General features: G+C 73.6%; 16 protein-coding genes and 1 pseudogene. 4 read left to right on the top strand and 13 right to left on the bottom strand.

Features of this window, described 5'->3' with window-relative positions; translation table 11 throughout:
- Positions 1 to 24 precede the first annotated feature (24 nt).
- Positions 25 to 165 (bottom strand): annotated as a pseudogene (locus AC29IT_RS09470) (MmyB family transcriptional regulator); the annotation flags it as partial.
- An 80-nt stretch (positions 166 to 245) separates the two neighbouring features.
- On the opposite strand from AC29IT_RS09470, the gene AC29IT_RS09465 reads away from it, so the two are divergent.
- On the top strand, positions 246 to 458 hold the full coding sequence (locus AC29IT_RS09465; RefSeq protein WP_488218455.1) for a hypothetical protein: 213 nt from the start codon (positions 246 to 248) through the stop codon (positions 456 to 458).
- A 43-nt stretch (positions 459 to 501) separates the two neighbouring features.
- Here AC29IT_RS09465 and AC29IT_RS09460 read toward each other — a convergent pair whose 3' ends face one another.
- Complete coding sequence (locus tag AC29IT_RS09460) at positions 502 to 1,524, bottom strand: beta/alpha barrel domain-containing protein (protein ID WP_358440605.1); 1,023 nt, start codon at positions 1,522 to 1,524, stop codon at positions 502 to 504.
- A gap of 269 nt (positions 1,525 to 1,793) precedes the next feature.
- On the opposite strand from AC29IT_RS09460, the gene AC29IT_RS09455 reads away from it, so the two are divergent.
- The gene (locus AC29IT_RS09455; protein WP_488218454.1) at positions 1,794 to 2,987 is read left to right on the top strand and encodes an MFS transporter; all 1,194 of its coding nucleotides are present in this window, start codon (positions 1,794 to 1,796) and stop codon (positions 2,985 to 2,987) included.
- Positions 2,988 to 3,142: 155 nt separating this feature from the next.
- Positions 3,143 to 3,403, top strand: coding sequence for a GlsB/YeaQ/YmgE family stress response membrane protein (locus AC29IT_RS09450; RefSeq protein ID WP_358440710.1), 261 nt, complete (start codon positions 3,143 to 3,145; stop codon positions 3,401 to 3,403).
- A 63-nt stretch (positions 3,404 to 3,466) separates the two neighbouring features.
- On the opposite strand, the gene AC29IT_RS09445 is transcribed toward AC29IT_RS09450, so the two are convergent.
- From AC29IT_RS09445 to AC29IT_RS09405, 9 genes are all read right to left on the bottom strand, one after another.
- The gene (locus AC29IT_RS09445; protein WP_358440600.1) at positions 3,467 to 3,994 is read right to left on the bottom strand and encodes a PH domain-containing protein; all 528 of its coding nucleotides are present in this window, start codon (positions 3,992 to 3,994) and stop codon (positions 3,467 to 3,469) included.
- A 42-nt stretch (positions 3,995 to 4,036) separates the two neighbouring features.
- Positions 4,037 to 4,513, bottom strand: coding sequence for a 6,7-dimethyl-8-ribityllumazine synthase (gene ribH / locus AC29IT_RS09440; protein WP_488218453.1), 477 nt, complete (start codon positions 4,511 to 4,513; stop codon positions 4,037 to 4,039).
- Positions 4,510 to 5,799 (bottom strand): bifunctional 3,4-dihydroxy-2-butanone-4-phosphate synthase/GTP cyclohydrolase II, encoded by a 1,290-nt coding sequence (locus tag AC29IT_RS09435; protein WP_358440594.1) that lies wholly within the window; start codon positions 5,797 to 5,799, stop codon positions 4,510 to 4,512. The genes ribH and AC29IT_RS09435 overlap by 4 nt, the downstream gene beginning before the upstream one ends.
- A gap of 139 nt (positions 5,800 to 5,938) precedes the next feature.
- Positions 5,939 to 6,550: a riboflavin synthase gene (locus AC29IT_RS09430; protein ID WP_488218452.1), complete on the bottom strand. Its 612-nt coding sequence runs from the start codon at positions 6,548 to 6,550 to the stop codon at positions 5,939 to 5,941.
- Positions 6,551 to 6,560: 10 nt separating this feature from the next.
- Positions 6,561 to 7,556, bottom strand: a complete 996-nt coding sequence (gene ribD, locus AC29IT_RS09425) for a bifunctional diaminohydroxyphosphoribosylaminopyrimidine deaminase/5-amino-6-(5-phosphoribosylamino)uracil reductase RibD (protein ID WP_488218579.1) — start codon at positions 7,554 to 7,556, stop codon at positions 6,561 to 6,563.
- Between the two features lie 32 nt (positions 7,557 to 7,588).
- On the bottom strand, positions 7,589 to 8,254 hold the full coding sequence (gene rpe / locus AC29IT_RS09420; RefSeq protein WP_358440705.1) for a ribulose-phosphate 3-epimerase: 666 nt from the start codon (positions 8,252 to 8,254) through the stop codon (positions 7,589 to 7,591).
- Positions 8,255 to 8,381: 127 nt separating this feature from the next.
- Complete coding sequence (locus AC29IT_RS09415) at positions 8,382 to 9,785, bottom strand: amino acid permease (protein ID WP_358440588.1); 1,404 nt, start codon at positions 9,783 to 9,785, stop codon at positions 8,382 to 8,384.
- A 360-nt stretch (positions 9,786 to 10,145) separates the two neighbouring features.
- Positions 10,146 to 10,559 carry an OsmC family protein gene (locus AC29IT_RS09410; protein WP_488218451.1) on the bottom strand — a complete coding sequence of 138 codons (414 nt, stop codon included), beginning with the start codon at positions 10,557 to 10,559 and terminating at the stop codon, positions 10,146 to 10,148.
- A 57-nt stretch (positions 10,560 to 10,616) separates the two neighbouring features.
- Positions 10,617 to 11,177: a sigma-70 family RNA polymerase sigma factor gene (locus AC29IT_RS09405; protein WP_488218450.1), complete on the bottom strand. Its 561-nt coding sequence runs from the start codon at positions 11,175 to 11,177 to the stop codon at positions 10,617 to 10,619.
- Between the two features lie 64 nt (positions 11,178 to 11,241).
- Here AC29IT_RS09405 and AC29IT_RS09400 point away from each other — a divergent pair, with 64 nt between their 5' ends.
- Complete coding sequence (locus tag AC29IT_RS09400; protein WP_488218449.1) at positions 11,242 to 11,961, top strand: zf-HC2 domain-containing protein; 720 nt, start codon at positions 11,242 to 11,244, stop codon at positions 11,959 to 11,961.
- Positions 11,962 to 12,171: 210 nt separating this feature from the next.
- Here AC29IT_RS09400 and AC29IT_RS09395 read toward each other — a convergent pair whose 3' ends face one another.
- Together AC29IT_RS09395 and fmt are read right to left on the bottom strand one after the other, a co-directional pair.
- Positions 12,172 to 13,596, bottom strand: a complete 1,425-nt coding sequence (locus AC29IT_RS09395; protein WP_488218448.1) for an RsmB/NOP family class I SAM-dependent RNA methyltransferase — start codon at positions 13,594 to 13,596, stop codon at positions 12,172 to 12,174.
- Complete coding sequence (gene fmt, locus AC29IT_RS09390) at positions 13,593 to 14,519, bottom strand: methionyl-tRNA formyltransferase (RefSeq protein ID WP_488218447.1); 927 nt, start codon at positions 14,517 to 14,519, stop codon at positions 13,593 to 13,595. The genes AC29IT_RS09395 and fmt overlap by 4 nt, the downstream gene beginning before the upstream one ends.
- Positions 14,520 to 14,521 lie beyond the last annotated feature (2 nt).

Here is a 14,521-nt window from a genome sequence, read left to right as displayed (position 1 = left end):
GGACGGGGTGGCGCACGGTCTTGACCGCGGACCGCCCCGCGCCCAGTGCTCGCGGAAGGCCGGGCTGGTCGCGGTCGGTTCGGCGAACACGGCGCGGAGGTAGGGGTCGCCGGGATACCGGCTCAGCGCCGCGCGGAACTCGGCCGCCGCGAGGCGGGAGAACAGCGCGGCGCTCTCCTCGCCGAGGAGTTCGGGCAGCGGGAGACCACGCCCGGCGGCGCGGTCTTCTTCCGCGGGAAGGGGACATGGTCGTCGCCCGCACCGGCAAGCCGTACCGCAACGCCTACGTGGGCCGCTTCGAGGCCGCGGACGGCCGGATCGTGCGCATGGCCGAGCACGGGGACGTGTTCCGGTACGCGGGCCTGCGCGTGCCGCCCAACGGCGCCGAGTTCCGGGCGCTGCTGCGCGCGATCGGGCGCCCGCTGCACCCGGCCCGGTCGGCGACCGCCGGGCGGTGACCGCTCGGGTGCCGGTCCTCCCGTCGGGAGGACCGGCGCCCGCTCAGCGGTTCGGCGGCCGGTAGTGCTCGATGCGGCGCAGCACGCTGCGGATGCGGGCGCCGTGCACCGGGGACAGCGCGTAGCCCGGGTAGCTGGCGAACCAGCTGGCACTGCCCATGCTCACCGCGTCGGCCCCGGCCCAGAAGTACTCGCGGCAGTCGTCGAAGCTGCGGATGCCGCCGGTGCCGATGATCGGCAGCTTCACCCCGGAGTCGCGCAGCTCCTTCACCACGCGCAGCCCGATCGGCTTGATGGCCCGCCCGGACAGCCCGCCGAACCCGTTCTTCAGCAGCGGCTGCCCGGTGTTCGGGTCCAGCCGCAGGCCCTTCACCGTGTTGATCGCGGTCAGCGCGGACACCCCGTGCCGGGCGGCCAGCTTGGCGTGCGCCAGGTAGTCGTAGTCGGAGGACAGCTTCAGGATCACCGGGTGGTCGCTGCGCGGCACCGCCTGCGCCAGCACCTGCTCGATGATCGCGTTGAAGTCGAAGTTGACGTTGTGGCAGGAGACGTTGAACTCGACCGCCGCGATGTCGCCCGCGGGCACCGCCGCGTTGACCTTCTCGACGAGGGTGACGAACTCCTCCGGGGAGAACCCGCCGACCGAGATGATCGTGTTCTGCGAGCGGGTGCGCGGGTAGTAGTCGCGCAGGTAGGCGTCGATGCCGACGTTGCACCAGCCGAACGCGTTCATCCAGCCGCCGTCGACCTGCCGTAGCGCCTGCCCGTAGCGCTTGATCAGCGCCGGGACCTCGTGCAGCGGCCACACGTCCTGGGTGGTGAAGTGGCCTTCGCGCGGTTCGACCGTGACGGTGCGGGCGGTGACGGCGCCGAAGCGCTCCAGCGGGACGAACATCGAGATCGGGCTCATGCCGTAGGGCACCAGCTTGGAGTTCGCGACGCCGTAGCCCAGCAGACTCGACGCGGTGACCAGCCGGTTGCGCAGGTGGATGTCACCGATCCGGACGGCGGGCGCGCGGGGCTCGTCCCGCACCAGCCGAAGATTTCGCTCCTGGGCCACGCTCACGGTCTCCTCCTCCATCGCCGCCCGGCCGCACCGGTGCACCCGCCCGTTCGGCGGCCGCGCCGGAGCCGGGTCCCGGCGCGCGTGCCGGGGTTTCCGGCGCTCGACGCCTGCGCCATTGTCCCTCACCCGTTCGCCCCCTTCACAGCCGCCGTGCCGCGGTGATCGATTGCACTCGTGGAGACCGGACGATGCGGTCTCGGAAACAATCGGGTGGTGCCGAGACGGGGCCTGCGCGGACCGAACCCCGGCAGCCGGACGAGAGGACAGCGGTGCCCGAGACGACACCGGTCGAGCCCGACGCGGCCGCGCGGCGCGCGCGGTGGGCGGTGACCGCCTACTTCGTGGTGAGCGGGTTCGCCCTGGCGACCTGGACGGCGCGGATCCCGACGATCAAGCGGGACCTGGCCCTCGACGACGGCGGCGTGACGATCGCGCTGTTCGCCGTCGCCGCCGGCTCGGTGCTGGCCATGCAGGTCTGCGGGCACCTCACCGACCGGTTCGGCAGCACCCGGGTGGTGCCGCCCGCCGGGGTGCTGGTGGCGCTGTCCGGCACGACGCCGGGCCTGGCCGGCGGCCTGGGGACGCTGGTGGCGGGGCTGCTGCTGTTCGGCGCCGCGCACGGGACGATCGACGTGGCGATGAACTCGCACGCGGTGCGGGTGGAGCAGCGCTACCGCAGGCCGATCATGAGCACCTTCCACGCGACGTTCAGCCTCGGCGGTCTGCTCGGCGCCGGATCGGGGGCGCTGGCCGCGCACCTCGGGATGAGCCCGGCCGCGCACTTCGCGCTGAGCGGGGCGGTGCTGCTGGCGCTGTCCCTGCTGGCCCGGCCCGCGCTGCTGCCACCGGAACCCGCGCCGCCCGCCGCGGACGGACCGCGAGTGCGCGGGTTCCCGCCGGCGATCGTGTTCCTCGGCGCGCTCGGGTTCTGCTGCTCGGTCGGCGAGGGCTCGATGGGCGACTGGTCCTCGATCTACCTGCACGACGAGCTCGGCACCGGGCCCGGGTTCGCGGCGCTGGGCCTCGCCGTGTTCTCCGCCACGATGGGGCTGTTCCGGTTCCTCGGCGACGGGCTGGTGCGGCGGTTCGGGCCGGTGCCGCTGGTCCGGGTGTGCGGGATCGTCGCGGGCAGCGGGCTCGCGGCGGCGCTGCTGCTGCACCACCCGGTGGCGGCGCTGGCGGGGTTCGCGCTGTTCGGGGTGGGGCTGTCCTGCATCGTGCCGCAGATCTTCAGCGCCGCCGGGCACCGGAACCCGGGGCGCAGCGGACGGGACCTGGCGCAGGTCAGCACCCTGTCCTACGGCGGGCTGCTGGCCGGGCCGGTGTTCATCGGGCTGCTGGCGCAGGGCTTCGGGCTCACGGCCGGGCTGGCGGTGCCCGCGGCGCTGGCGCTGCTGGTGGCGGGCGCGGCGGGCGCGGTGCGTCCGGAACCCGCGACCTCGGCGGCTCCCGGACGGGCGTGATCAGCCACTCCGGGTGAGGGCGTAGCCTCCGGAACGCTTGATCGGGTGATGCGGTGGCCGAGATCGCGATTGATCGACGTCACTGCGGGGAACCCGTGGGAAGAGCGTGTGCGCAGCGCGCCGCCTACCGGCGCGCCAACGGAAGGAGGGACACCGTGGGCATCCTCAGCTGGATCATCTTCGGCCTGATCGCGGGCGCGATCGCCAAGTTCATCCTGCCCGGCAGGGACCCGGGCGGCATCATCGTGACGATCCTGATCGGCGTCGTCGGTGGCCTGCTCGGCGGCTGGATCAGCAGCCAGTTCGGCGGCCAGGGCGTCACCGGGTTCAGCTTCATGAGCTTCGTGTGGGCCGTGATCGGCTCGCTCATCCTGCTGATCGCCTACCGGCTGGTCTTCAACCGGTCGCGTTCCTGACGCGGGGTTCGACGCGCAGGTGCCCGGGAGCGCTCGCTCCCGGGCACCTCTCGCGTTCGGGGGTCATTCCCCGCCGCGGCGGATCTCCACTTCGCGGCGGAGCTCGCGGAGGTCGCGCATCGCCTGGACGGCGTGCGCGCCGTCGGTGGACTGGATCGCCATCACCGAGGCGTACTCGTCCTGCGGCAGCTCCAGCCGGGCCCAGGCGGCGCCGTCCGGGAAGCTGACGGCCTGCACCTCGTCCCACGAGTAGCGGTGGGTGCCGATCACGTTGCGCACCTCCAGCCCGGACAGGTCGGCGCGCAGCCGCGGCCGCGCCAGCAGCAGCGCACCGCAGGCCAGCAGCACGCCCAGCCCGGCCATCGCGACCTGGTCGGACACCCGGAAGTACACGCCGGTCGGGGTGTTGCGCAGCAGCACCGCCACCACGGCGAACACGACCACCAGCACCACGGCCACCGGGATCACCACCCGGCGGATCTTGATCGGCCGCACCACCACGGACCGGACCGCGTCCGAGGACTCCACCGCGTCCCCACCTCCCGCCGGTTCCGGACCGGCCACCTCGTCCCGAGCCTCAGCTGACTGCATGCGTCCAGTTTGCCCGTCCCGCGGCGACCTCCCGGTCGCGGGTCAGCGGGAGCGCAGGTCGCGCAGCACCAGCGCGGTCTCCAGGGCGGCCGCGGTCGCCTCGAAGCCCTTGTCCTCCACCGATTCCGGGAACCCGGCCCGGTCCCTGGCCTGCTGGTCGGTGTCGCAGGTGAGCAGTCCGTTGCCGACCGCCGTCGACTCGTCCAGCGCCACCCGGGTCAGCCCGGCGGTCACCGAGTCGCAGACGTACTCGAAGTGCGGGGTGCCGCCGCGGATGACGACGCCGAGCGCCACCACCGCGTCGTGCCCGCGCGCCAGTTCCTGGCACACCACCGGAAGTTCGATCGAGCCCGGCACCCGCACCACGGTCGGTTCCGCAATGCCCGCCTCGTGGGCGGCGGCGAGCGCGCGCTCCAGCATCCGGCCGGTGATCTTGTCGTGCCAGCGGATGCTCGCGATCGCCAGCTTCAGCCCGTCGGCCCGCGGGACCTCGACGCGGGGCCTGCCTTCGCCGCTCATGCGGTGACCCCCGGCCTGCCGAAGCCGGTCTCGTCGCCGTCGCCGGTGATCGAGGAGTCCTCGCCGTCGTCGAGGTGGTTCAACTCGTGCCCCATCCGATCGCGCTTGGTGCGCAGGTATCGCAGGTTCTCCGGGTTCGGGCGGATCGGCAGCGCCTCCCGGCCCAGCACCCGCAGGCCGTAGCCCTCCAGGCCGATCCGCTTCTCCGGGTTGTTCGTCAGCAGCCGCATCGACTTCACGCCCAGGTCGCAGAGGATCTGCGCGCCCTGCCCGTAGTCGCGGCTGTCCACCGGCATGCCCAGCGCCACGTTCGCGTCGACGGTGTCGGCGCCGTCGTCCTGCAGCTGGTACGCCTGCAGCTTGTGGATCAGTCCGATGCCGCGGCCTTCGTGGCCGCGCATGTAGAGCACGATGCCGCGGCCCTCGGCGGCGACCTTCTCCATCGCGGCGGACAGCTGCGGGCCGCAGTCGCAGCGCAGCGAGCCGAGCACGTCCCCGGTCAGGCACTCCGAGTGCACCCGCACCAGCACGTCCTCGCCGTCACCGATCTCGCCGTAGACCAGCGCCAGGTGCTCGATGCCGTCGAGGGTGCTGTCGTAGCCGAAGGTGCGGAAGGTGCCGTGCGCGGTGGGGATGCGCGCCTCGGCGACCCGCTCCACCTGCTTCTCGAACCGCCTGCGGTAGGCGATGAGGTCGGCGATGGTGATCAGCCGCAGGTCGTGCTCGTCGGCGAAGACCTCCAGCTCGTCGCGGCGGGCCATGTCGCCCTCGGACTTCTGGCTGACGATCTCGCACAGCGCGCCCACCGGCCGCAGCCCGGCGAGGCGGGACAGGTCGACGCTCGCCTCGGTGTGCCCGGGCCTGCGCAGCACGCCGCCGTCGCGGGCGCGCAGCGGCACCACGTGACCGGGTCGGTGCAGGTCCGCGGCCTGCGACCCGCCGTCCGCGAGGACTTGCAGGGTGCGGGCCCGGTCGCTGGCGGAGATGCCGGTGCTGACGCCCTCGGCCGCGTCCACCGCGACCGTGTAGGCGGTGCCCTTGCGGTCCTGGTTGGAGTGGTACATCGGCGGGAGGTCCAGGCGGTCGCAGTCCTCGCCGGTCATGCCGACGCACAGGTACCCGGACGTGTAGCGCACCATGAACGCCACGAGTTCCGGCGTCGCCTTCTCGGCGGCGAAGATCAGATCGCCTTCGTTCTCGCGATCCTCGTCATCGACCACGATCACCGGGCGGCCGGCCGCGATGTCGGCCAGGGCGCGCTCGATGTCGTCGAACCTGTTGCTCACCGTGTCCCGTGTTCTTTCGCTCTGGGGCTGCGGCGCACCACCGGTGCGCCCGCCCTCGGTTCGGACTGCCGGGCGGCTGTGCGTCCCGGCACCGTCATTGTCCTCCCGCCACCCGGGTCCAGGGCCGCCGATCGGGCGGTCAGGACCCGGCGGCTCCGGTGCGCGGCCGGTCGAGCTGCGCGGCGGCGAGCCGTTCCAGGTGCTTGGCCAGCACGTCGACCTCGATGTTGACCTCTTCACCCGGTCGGCGCACCCCCAAGGTGGTGAGTTCCCGCGTGGTGGGAATCAGCGCGACGCTGAACTCGGTGCGTCCCGCTTCGACCACGGTGAGCGACACCCCGTCCACCGTGATCGAGCCCTTCTCCACCAGGTAGTGCGACAACCCGGCGGGCAGTTCGAAGCGGGTGAGGTCGCCGTCCGACGCCAGCAGCACCGCGGTGCCGTCCACGTGGCCCTGCACGATGTGCCCGCCGAGCCGGTCGCCGAGCGCCATCGCGCGCTCCAGGTTCACCCGGTCCCCGGCGGCGATGTGCCGGATCGCGGAGCGGCGCACCGTCTCGGCCACCACGTCCACGGTGAACCGGCCGGCGCCGGAGTCCACGACGGTCAGGCACACGCCGTTCACGGCGATGGAGTCGCCGTGCTTCGCGTCGGAGGTCACCAGCGGGCCCTCGACGGTCAGCCGCACCCCGTCGCCGTCCGCGTCGACGGACGTGACGGTGCCGAGCTCCTCGACGATGCCGGTGAACATGTCTTCCTCCTCAGCGACCGGTGGGCACGGCGCTGACGCGCACGTCCGGTCCGCTCATCGTGGTCTCTTCGATGTCCCACCACCATGCTTGGGAGACGCTCGCCACCCCGGCATCGCCGAGCGCGGCGGGACCGGCTCCGAGCAGCGCGGGCGCCAGGTAGGCCAGCACCCGGTCGACGCATCCGGCGGCGACGAACGCCCCGGCCAGCGTCGGCCCGCCCTCCAGCAGCACGTCCACCACGCCGCGCCGCCCGAGCTCGGCCAGCGCGGCCGCCGGGTCGCCGCCGGGCAGCCGGATCGTGGCGGCCGAGTCGTCGAAGACGCGCGCCCCGGCGGGCACCTCGCGGTCACCGACGACGACGCGCAGCGGCTGGTGCGGGCGCAGGCCGCCGTCGGCTTCGCGGGCGGTCAGCTGCGGGTCGTCGGCGAGGACGGTGCCGGTGCCCGCGAGGATCGCGTCGACCTTGCCGCGCAGCTCGTGCACCTCGGCGCGCGAGGTCGCCGAGCTGATCCACTTGCTGCTGCCGTCCGCGGCGGCCGAGCGCCCGTCCAGGCTCGCCGCGTACTTCCAGGTGACGTGCGGGCGGCCGGTGCGGGCGAAGTGCAGCCAGGCGCGCAGCGGGCCGCGCGCGATCTGCTCGCCGAGCAGGCCGGACTCGACGCGGACCCCGGCGGCGCGCAGCACTTCGGCGCCGCCCGCGGCCTGCGGGTTCGGATCGGCCACGGCGTGCACCACCCGCGCCACCCCGGCCGCGAGCAGCGCCGTGGTGCACGGCGCGGTGCGGCCGGTGTGCGCGCACGGCTCCAGCGTGACCACGGCGGTGCCGCCACGGGCGCGGTCCCCGGCGGCGCGCAACGCCATCACCTCGGCGTGCGGCCCGCCCGGCGGCTGGGTCGCGCCGGTCCCGGCGACGGCGCCGTCGGCGTCGAGCACCACGCAGCCCACCGGCGGGTTCGGGCTGGTGCTGCCGCGGACGCGTTCGCTCGCGGCGAGCGCGGCGAACATCGCGGCGCGCACCGGGTCCGCGGTCGCGGCGGTCACTTCCGGGCGTGCGCGAAGTTCGGGGCGGCCTGGGCGCGCAGCGCCTCCACGGCGCGGGCCGGGTCGTCGGCGCCGTAGACGGCGGAACCGGCGACGAAGCAGTCGACCCCGGCTTCGGCGGCCTGCTCGATGGTGTCGGCGTTGATGCCGCCGTCGATCTCCACGACGAGGTTCAGGTGCCCGGTGTCGACGAGGTTGCGGGCGGCGCGGGCCTTCTCCAGCACCTCGGTGATGAACTTCTGGCCGCCGAAGCCGGGTTCGACGGACATCACCAGCAGCGTGTCGAAGTGCTTGAGCACCTCGACGTACTGGTCGAACGGGGTGCCCGGCTTGATCGACAGCCCGGCCTTGGCGCCCGCCGCGCGCAGGTCCTTGGCGATCTTCACCGGGTCCTCGGCGGCTTCGGCGTGCACGGTGACGTTGTGCGCGCCCGCTTCGGCGTAACCGATCGCCCAGCGGTCCGGGTTCTCGATCATCAGGTGGCAGTCCAGCGGGATGTCGGTGGCCTTGAGCAGCGACTCGACGACCGGGAGTCCGAGGGTCAGGTTCGGCACGAAGTGCGCGTCCATCACGTCGACGTGCACCCAGTCGGCGCCCTTGACGGCGTCGAGCTCGGTGGCGAGACGGGCGAAGTCCGCGGACAGGATGGAGGGCGCGATCATCGGCTGGTTCGACACATGCGGGAGTGTAAATCTCACCCGCACGCCACCCGCGCCCGCGTCGACCCGACGGGGGAACCGCCCGCGCGCCCCGGCGGCGGCCGCTCGCCGCCCGGGCCCCGGGCGCGGATCACGAGCGGCCGGCGGCCCGGCGGCGCAACAGGTAGTAGGCCGCGCACAGCAGGACGAGGAACGGCACCCCGGCCTTCCACGCGGTGTCGAACTGCTCGGTGAACGGCGTCGTCAGCAGCACCGCCGCCACGAACACCATCGCCAGCACCGTCGTCACCGGCGCCCCGGCCAGCCGCACCGGCGATGCCGGCAGTCCCGCGGCGGCCCGCTTGCGCCGGAACGCCAGATGGCTGGCGAAGATGAGCAGCCAGGTGATCAGCGCCCCGAACAGCGCCAGCCCCAGCAGCAGCGGGAACGCGGTGGACTCGGCGAACACCGAGATGCCCGCCGCCAGCACCAGCCCGCACGCGGAGAGCAGCAGCGCCCGCTGCGGCGCGCCGTGCCGGCTCAACCCGGCGAACCACTTCGGCGCGTAGCCGTCCTGGGCGAGCGAGTACGTCATCCGCGCCGTCACGTACAGGTTCGTGTTCATCGCCGAGAGCGCCGCGGTGAGCACCACGAAGTTCATCACCCCGGCGGCGGCCGGGATGCCCGCGGTGGCGAACAGCGCCACGAACGGGCTCTGCGTCACGTCCTCCTCCGTGGACACCTGGTTCCACGGCAGCACCGAGACGACCACCAGCATGCCCAGCACGTAGAACAACCCGAGCCGCAGCACCATGTTCCGCGCCGCCCGCGGCACGTCGCGGCGCGGGTTCCGCGACTCGGAGGCGGTGACGGCGACGGCCTCGGTGCCCAGGTAGGAGAAGGTGACCACGGTCAGCGCCAGCCACACCGCGCCGATCCCGTTCGGCAGGAACCCGCCGTGCTCGGTGAGCGCGTCGACGCCGGTGGCGGGGCGCCCGGGCAGGCCGAACACGATGTAGGTGATGCCCAGCAGCACGAACACGACGATCGTGACGACCTTGATCAGCGCGAACCAGTACTCGAACTCGCCGAAGAACCGCACCGCCGAGGCGTTGATCGCCAGCATGATCAGCGAGAACACCACGACGGGCAGCCACAGCGGCAGTTGCGGGTACCAGAACTGCACGTAGAGCCCGGCGGCGACGACCTCGCTGCCGATGTTGACGACCTGCGCGGCCCAGTAGATCCACCGCTGCACGAACCCGGCCAGACCACCGAGGTAGCGCTGCGCGATGGGCCCGAACCCGCCCGCCTCGGGGTGCACCACGACCATCTCGGCGAGCGCGTAGGCCAGGGCGAGCGCGGCGAACGCGGCCACCGCGTAGGCGATGATCACGGCCGGGCCCGCGATGTTGATGGCGAGTCCGGAGCCGAGGAACAGCCCGGTGCCGATCGCTCCACCGATGGCGATCATGCCGACCTGGCGGCTGCTCAGGTCGCGGCGGAGCCCGCCGCCGTCCGCAGCCCGCTCCGGGTCCGTTCCCGCTGGTTCCAACTCGCCGCCTCCTCGCCTGGCGCGCACTCGCGCGCACAGCACCCTAACGACGGCGAATCCGGGAGCACGCGACAGTCTCCCCACCGCAGCGCTTCCCCGGCACGAATGCCCCGTTCGCCCGCCCGGGCAGGCCGAACGGCCCACTCACCAGCGTCGGACCGCCACCGCCCGCACACAGCGGTTGCCGTTGATTCTGTCAGCGGCGAAGCCGATGAGCGGCGACCCAGCACGCAGCTCGACCACCCGCGGGTTCTCAGCGTCCTCCTCGCGAGGACAGCGTTTTCGCCTGTGGCGGAGCCACCGGTGAAAACGATCCCGCAGCGAGGAGGGCGCTGAGGTTCCGCCAGCCGACCACCACCGTCACCGAGGCAGCTCCAAAGAAATAGGAGTGCCCTCCTGGACCGAGCGGGACACGGTGCAGTACCGCTCGACGGCGCGTTCCACCGCATCGAGCAGCTTCGCCCGGTCTGCGTCGGCGACGGAGCTCAGATCGACGTCGAAGCGCACCCGCACCGCGGAGAACTTGTTCGGGTCCTCGGCGGTCTTGTCCCGGTCGGCGTGCACCGCGATGTCGGCGTCCTCGCCCGCGCGGCGCACCAGCAGGTTCTCGCTGGTGACGGCGGAGCACCCGGCGATGGCGGCGAGCAGCAGCTCGCCGGGGGTGAACGCGTCGGGAGCGCCGTCGCGGCCGATGGTGACCTCGCCACCGCGGCCGTTGGTGGCGGTGAAGGTGTGCTCGCCGGTGCGGTGCACTTCGACCGGTGTGCCTGGCATGTCGTCCTCCGCTGCTGGTGGTTCGATCGCCCCGCACGACCGGGGACGGTCCCGGGCTCAGCCGGTGCCGGTGTCCTGGCCGCGGGTGCGGTGGAGCAGGTTCTCGCGGGCCCGGGCGACGCGGGAGCGCACGGTGCCGATCTCGCAGCCGCTCACCTCGGCCGCTTCCTGGTAGGTCAGCCCGAGGACCTGGGTGAGCACGAGCGCTTCGCGCCGGTCGGCGTCGAGCCCGTCGAGCAGGACGTTGACCTCGACGAGTTCCTCGAAACCGCGCCCGGTGCGCCCGCCGCGCTCGGCGGCCTGCACCCAGTCGGCGGTGACGGTGCGCGGCCGGGCGCGTTCGGAGCGGATCTGGTCGACGACGACGCGGCGCGCGATGGCGAGCAGCCAGGTGCGCGCGGAGGAGGAGCCGCGGAAGGTGCGCACGGCCCGCATGGCCCGCAGGTAGGTCTCCTGCGCGAGGTCGTCCGCGGCGGGCACGCCCGCGAGGTGCGCGAGGAACCGCCAGACGTCGCGCTGGGTGGCCCGGACGAGCTCTTCGAGGGCGCGGCGGTCGCCCTTCCCGGCGGCCAGCGCGAGCTCGGTCACACGGCTGTCTTCGGCCTCCGAGTGCGTCACGGTGGTCGAGACTAGTCGAAGCCCCGCCGGGAACTCCTCCCCCTGCTCGGCCGACAATCTGACTGTGAACTGTGAACGATGCCGGACCTCGGTGTCGGCTCTGCTGGACGGGGAGCGGCCGGAGGCTCCGGAGTCCGAGGTCGACGCCCACCTGGAGACGTGCGCGGCCTGCCGGGCCTTCCAGGCCGAGGCGGGCGAGCTGACCCGGCACCTGCGGGTGCGGGCGGTGACGCCCACCCCGGACTTGGCGGGGGCGGTGCTGGCGGCGGCGGAGCGGCCGGGCCGCTGGCGCGGTGTGGCGCGCGGGGCGCTGGCGCTGACGGCGGTGGCGCAGATCCTGCTCGCGCTGGGTCAGCTGCTGGGGCTGATCGGGGTGCACGGGCACGAGGTGCACGGCGGGCCGGGCATGGCGGCGCACCTGTTCAACGAGAGCACCGCGTGGAACCTGGCGCTGGGCGTGGGGATGTTGTGGGCGGCGTGGCGCGATCGCACGGTGGCGGGAGTGCTGCCGGTGCTGAGCGCGTTCGTGGCGGCGCTGGCGGGCTTCTCGGTGCACGACCTGGTGATCGGGGCGGCGACGGTGGAGCGGGTGGCGTCGCACGCGTTGCTGCTCGTGGGGCTGGGCCTGCTGTTCGCGGTGCACCGCACCGGCGGCGGTGGCCCGGCGGACGCGGACCGCACCGCGGCCGACGGCCCGCACGCGGCGGACGACACCTCCACCGCTCCCCGAGCCCCGGAAGGCCCACCCCACCTCCGCCCGACGGCCCACCGCGAAGCGGCCTGACGCACGCGGAAGGTCAGTTGATCATGTGATCATCTCAGCGGCGAAGCCGCTGACCCGCCGACCACCTGACCAACCGGCGCCGCAGCGGGTTCTCAGCGGTTCCCTCGCGAGGACAGCTTTCTCGCATGTGGCGGAGCCACCTGTGAAAAAGATCCCGCAGCGAGGGAACCGCTGAGGTTCCGCCACCCGCCCCCGATCAACAGGAGTACGTCAGGACACCCGCAAAAGCGCGCAGAACATCGCGTCGGTGCCGTGTTTGTGGGGCCACAGCTGCACGGTCGGCCCGTCGCCGAGGTCGGGCACGCCGGGGAACGCCTCGCGCGCGTCGAGCAGTTCCGCGCCGCTGCGCCGGACGACGTCGGAGATGACGCCTTCGGTCTCGGACAGGTGCGGGGAGCACACGACGTAGGCCACGACGCCGCCGGGCCGGGTGAGGCCGACGGCGGACAGCAGCAGCGAGCGCTGCAGCTTGGCGAGTTCGGCGACGTCGGAGGGCTGCCGCCGCCAGCGCGCCTCGGGCCTGCGGCGCAGCGCGCCGAGCCCGGTGCAGGGCGCGTCGACGAGCACCCGGTCGTAGCCGGGTTCGAGCCCGGGTTCGCGGCCGTCGGCGACGTGCACGGTGACGGCGAGGTCGCGGGTGACCTTGCGGATCAGTTCGGCGCGGTGCTCGGACTGCTCGACGGCGTCGAGGGTGCCGCCGTCGAGGGTGATGAGCGAGCCGAGCAGTCCGGCCTTGCCGCCGGGCCCGGCGCACAGGTCGAGCCAGCGGGTGTCGCCGCCGGTGAGGTCGGGCCGGGTGAGGGCGAGCGCGGTGAGCTGGCTGCCTTCGTCCTGCACGGCGGCGAAGCCTTCGCGCACGGGTTCGAGGTCGCCGGGGTCGCCCGCGCCCGCTTCGAGGTGCACGCCGTAGGGCGAGTAGGGCGCTTCGTCGCCGCCGGTGATGGCGGCGAGTTCTTCGGCGCTGATCTCGCCGGGCCGGGCGACGAGGTGCACGGCCGGCCGGGCGTCGTCGGCGGCGAGCGCGGCGGCGAGCTCGTCGCCGGTGTCGCCGAGCGCGTCGGCGAAGGCCTGCGCGATCCAGCGCGGGTGCGCGTGGCGCAGCGCGAGGTGGCCGACGGGGTCGGTGGCGCGGTCGGGGGCGAGCCGTTCGATCCACTGCTGTTCGTCGCGTTCGCCTGCGCGGCGCATCACGGCGTTGGCGAATCCGGCGAGCTTCGAACCGGCCTCACCGCGCACGATGTCCACTGTGGAGGACACGGCGGCGTGGGCCGGGATCCTGGTGCGCAGCAACTGGTACACGCCGAGCCGCAGCGCGTCCAGCGTGATCGGGTCCACTTCGGACACGTCGCGGCCGCTGCAGTCGGCGATCACCGCGTCGAGCAGCCCCTTGGCCCGGCAAGCGCCGTAGGCGAGTTCGGTGGCCAGGCCCGCGTCCCGTCCGCTGATCTTGCGCTGCCGCAGCAGGCCGGGCAGCGTCAGGTTCGCGTAGGCGTCGCGTTCGCGCACGGCGCGCAGCGTGTCCAGCGCGGCCATCCGCGCCGGGTCCTGCTCGGGCGGCCGGGCCGGGCTCTTGCCGCGCTGCGGCGGGCGGCTGCCGCGGGGCCGGGACGGACGGCGGGGGCGGTCGTCGTTCACTGCAGACGTTCTCCTTGCTCGATGCGGGTTCCGCGCGCCCAGTCGGTGGCCGCCATGCGCTTCTTGCCCTGGGCCTGCACCTCGCCGAGCTGCACCGCTTCGGTGGCGGTGCCGACGAGCACCCGGCGGCGCTGCACGTCGATCTCGCCGGGTGCGAGCCCGGTCTCCTCGGTGCGGGTGACGGGTCCGAGCTTGAACCGCTCGTCCCGGAACCAGGCCCAGGCCCCCGGGTCGGGGGTGGCGGAGCGGATCAGCCGGTCCACGGCGAGCGCGGGCGCGGCGAAGTCGGCCTTGGCGTCCTCGGGGGTGACCTTCGGCGCGTAGCTGACGCCTTCGGCGGGCTGCGGCCGGGCCTGGAGTCTGCCGTCCTCGATGCCGTCGAGGGTGGCGACGAGCAGGTCGGCGCCGGAGATCGCCAGCCGGTCCAGCAGTGCGCCGGAGGTGTCGGTGTCGCGCACCGGCTCGGTGACCACCCCGTACACCGGCCCAGCGTCCAGCTCGGGGACCAGGTGGAAGGTGGCGGCGCCGGTGATCTCGTCGCCGTGCCGGATCGCGGATTGCACCGGCGCCGCGCCACGCCACGCGGGCAGCAGCGAGAAGTGCAGGTTCACCCAGCCGTGCCGCGGGATGTCGAGGGCCTGCTGCCGCAGCAGCGCCCCGTAGGCGACGACCGGGCAGCAGTCGGGTTCGAGTTCGGCCAGCCGTGCCAGGAAGTCCGGGTCGGTGGCGCGCGCGGGCGTGAGGACTTCGACGCCGTGCTCGTCGGCGAGCGCGCCCACCGGGGAGCGCAGCACCTTGCGGCCGCGGCCGGCGCGGGCGTCCGGCCGGGTGATCACGGCGGCGACCTCGTGCCGCGCGGAGTCCAGCAGCGCGCGCAGCGCGGGCACCGCGGGTTCGGGCGTGCCCGCGAAGACGATCCGCATGG

It is taken from the genome of Saccharopolyspora sp. MMCC62 (assembly GCF_057736575.1).
The sequence above is the reverse complement of the archived record's forward strand: the minus strand, read 5'-3'. Positions and strand labels throughout refer to the sequence as shown.

Coding starts and splice junctions, on each gene's coding strand:
- AC29IT_RS09465 (WP_488218455.1), top strand. CDS start 246: ATGGTCGTCGCCCGCACCGGCAAGCCGTACCGCAACGCCTACGTGGGC.
- AC29IT_RS09445 (WP_358440600.1), bottom strand. CDS start 3,994: ATGCAGTCAGCTGAGGCTCGGGACGAGGTGGCCGGTCCGGAACCGGCG.
- ribH (WP_488218453.1), bottom strand. CDS start 4,513: ATGAGCGGCGAAGGCAGGCCCCGCGTCGAGGTCCCGCGGGCCGACGGG.
- AC29IT_RS09430 (WP_488218452.1), bottom strand. CDS start 6,550: ATGTTCACCGGCATCGTCGAGGAGCTCGGCACCGTCACGTCCGTCGAC.
- ribD (WP_488218579.1), bottom strand. CDS start 7,556: ATGTTCGCCGCGCTCGCCGCGAGCGAACGCGTCCGCGGCAGCACCAGC.
- rpe (WP_358440705.1), bottom strand. CDS start 8,254: ATGATCGCGCCCTCCATCCTGTCCGCGGACTTCGCCCGTCTCGCCACC.
- AC29IT_RS09410 (WP_488218451.1), bottom strand. CDS start 10,559: ATGCCAGGCACACCGGTCGAAGTGCACCGCACCGGCGAGCACACCTTC.
- fmt (WP_488218447.1), bottom strand. CDS start 14,519: ATGCGGATCGTCTTCGCGGGCACGCCCGAACCCGCGGTGCCCGCGCTG.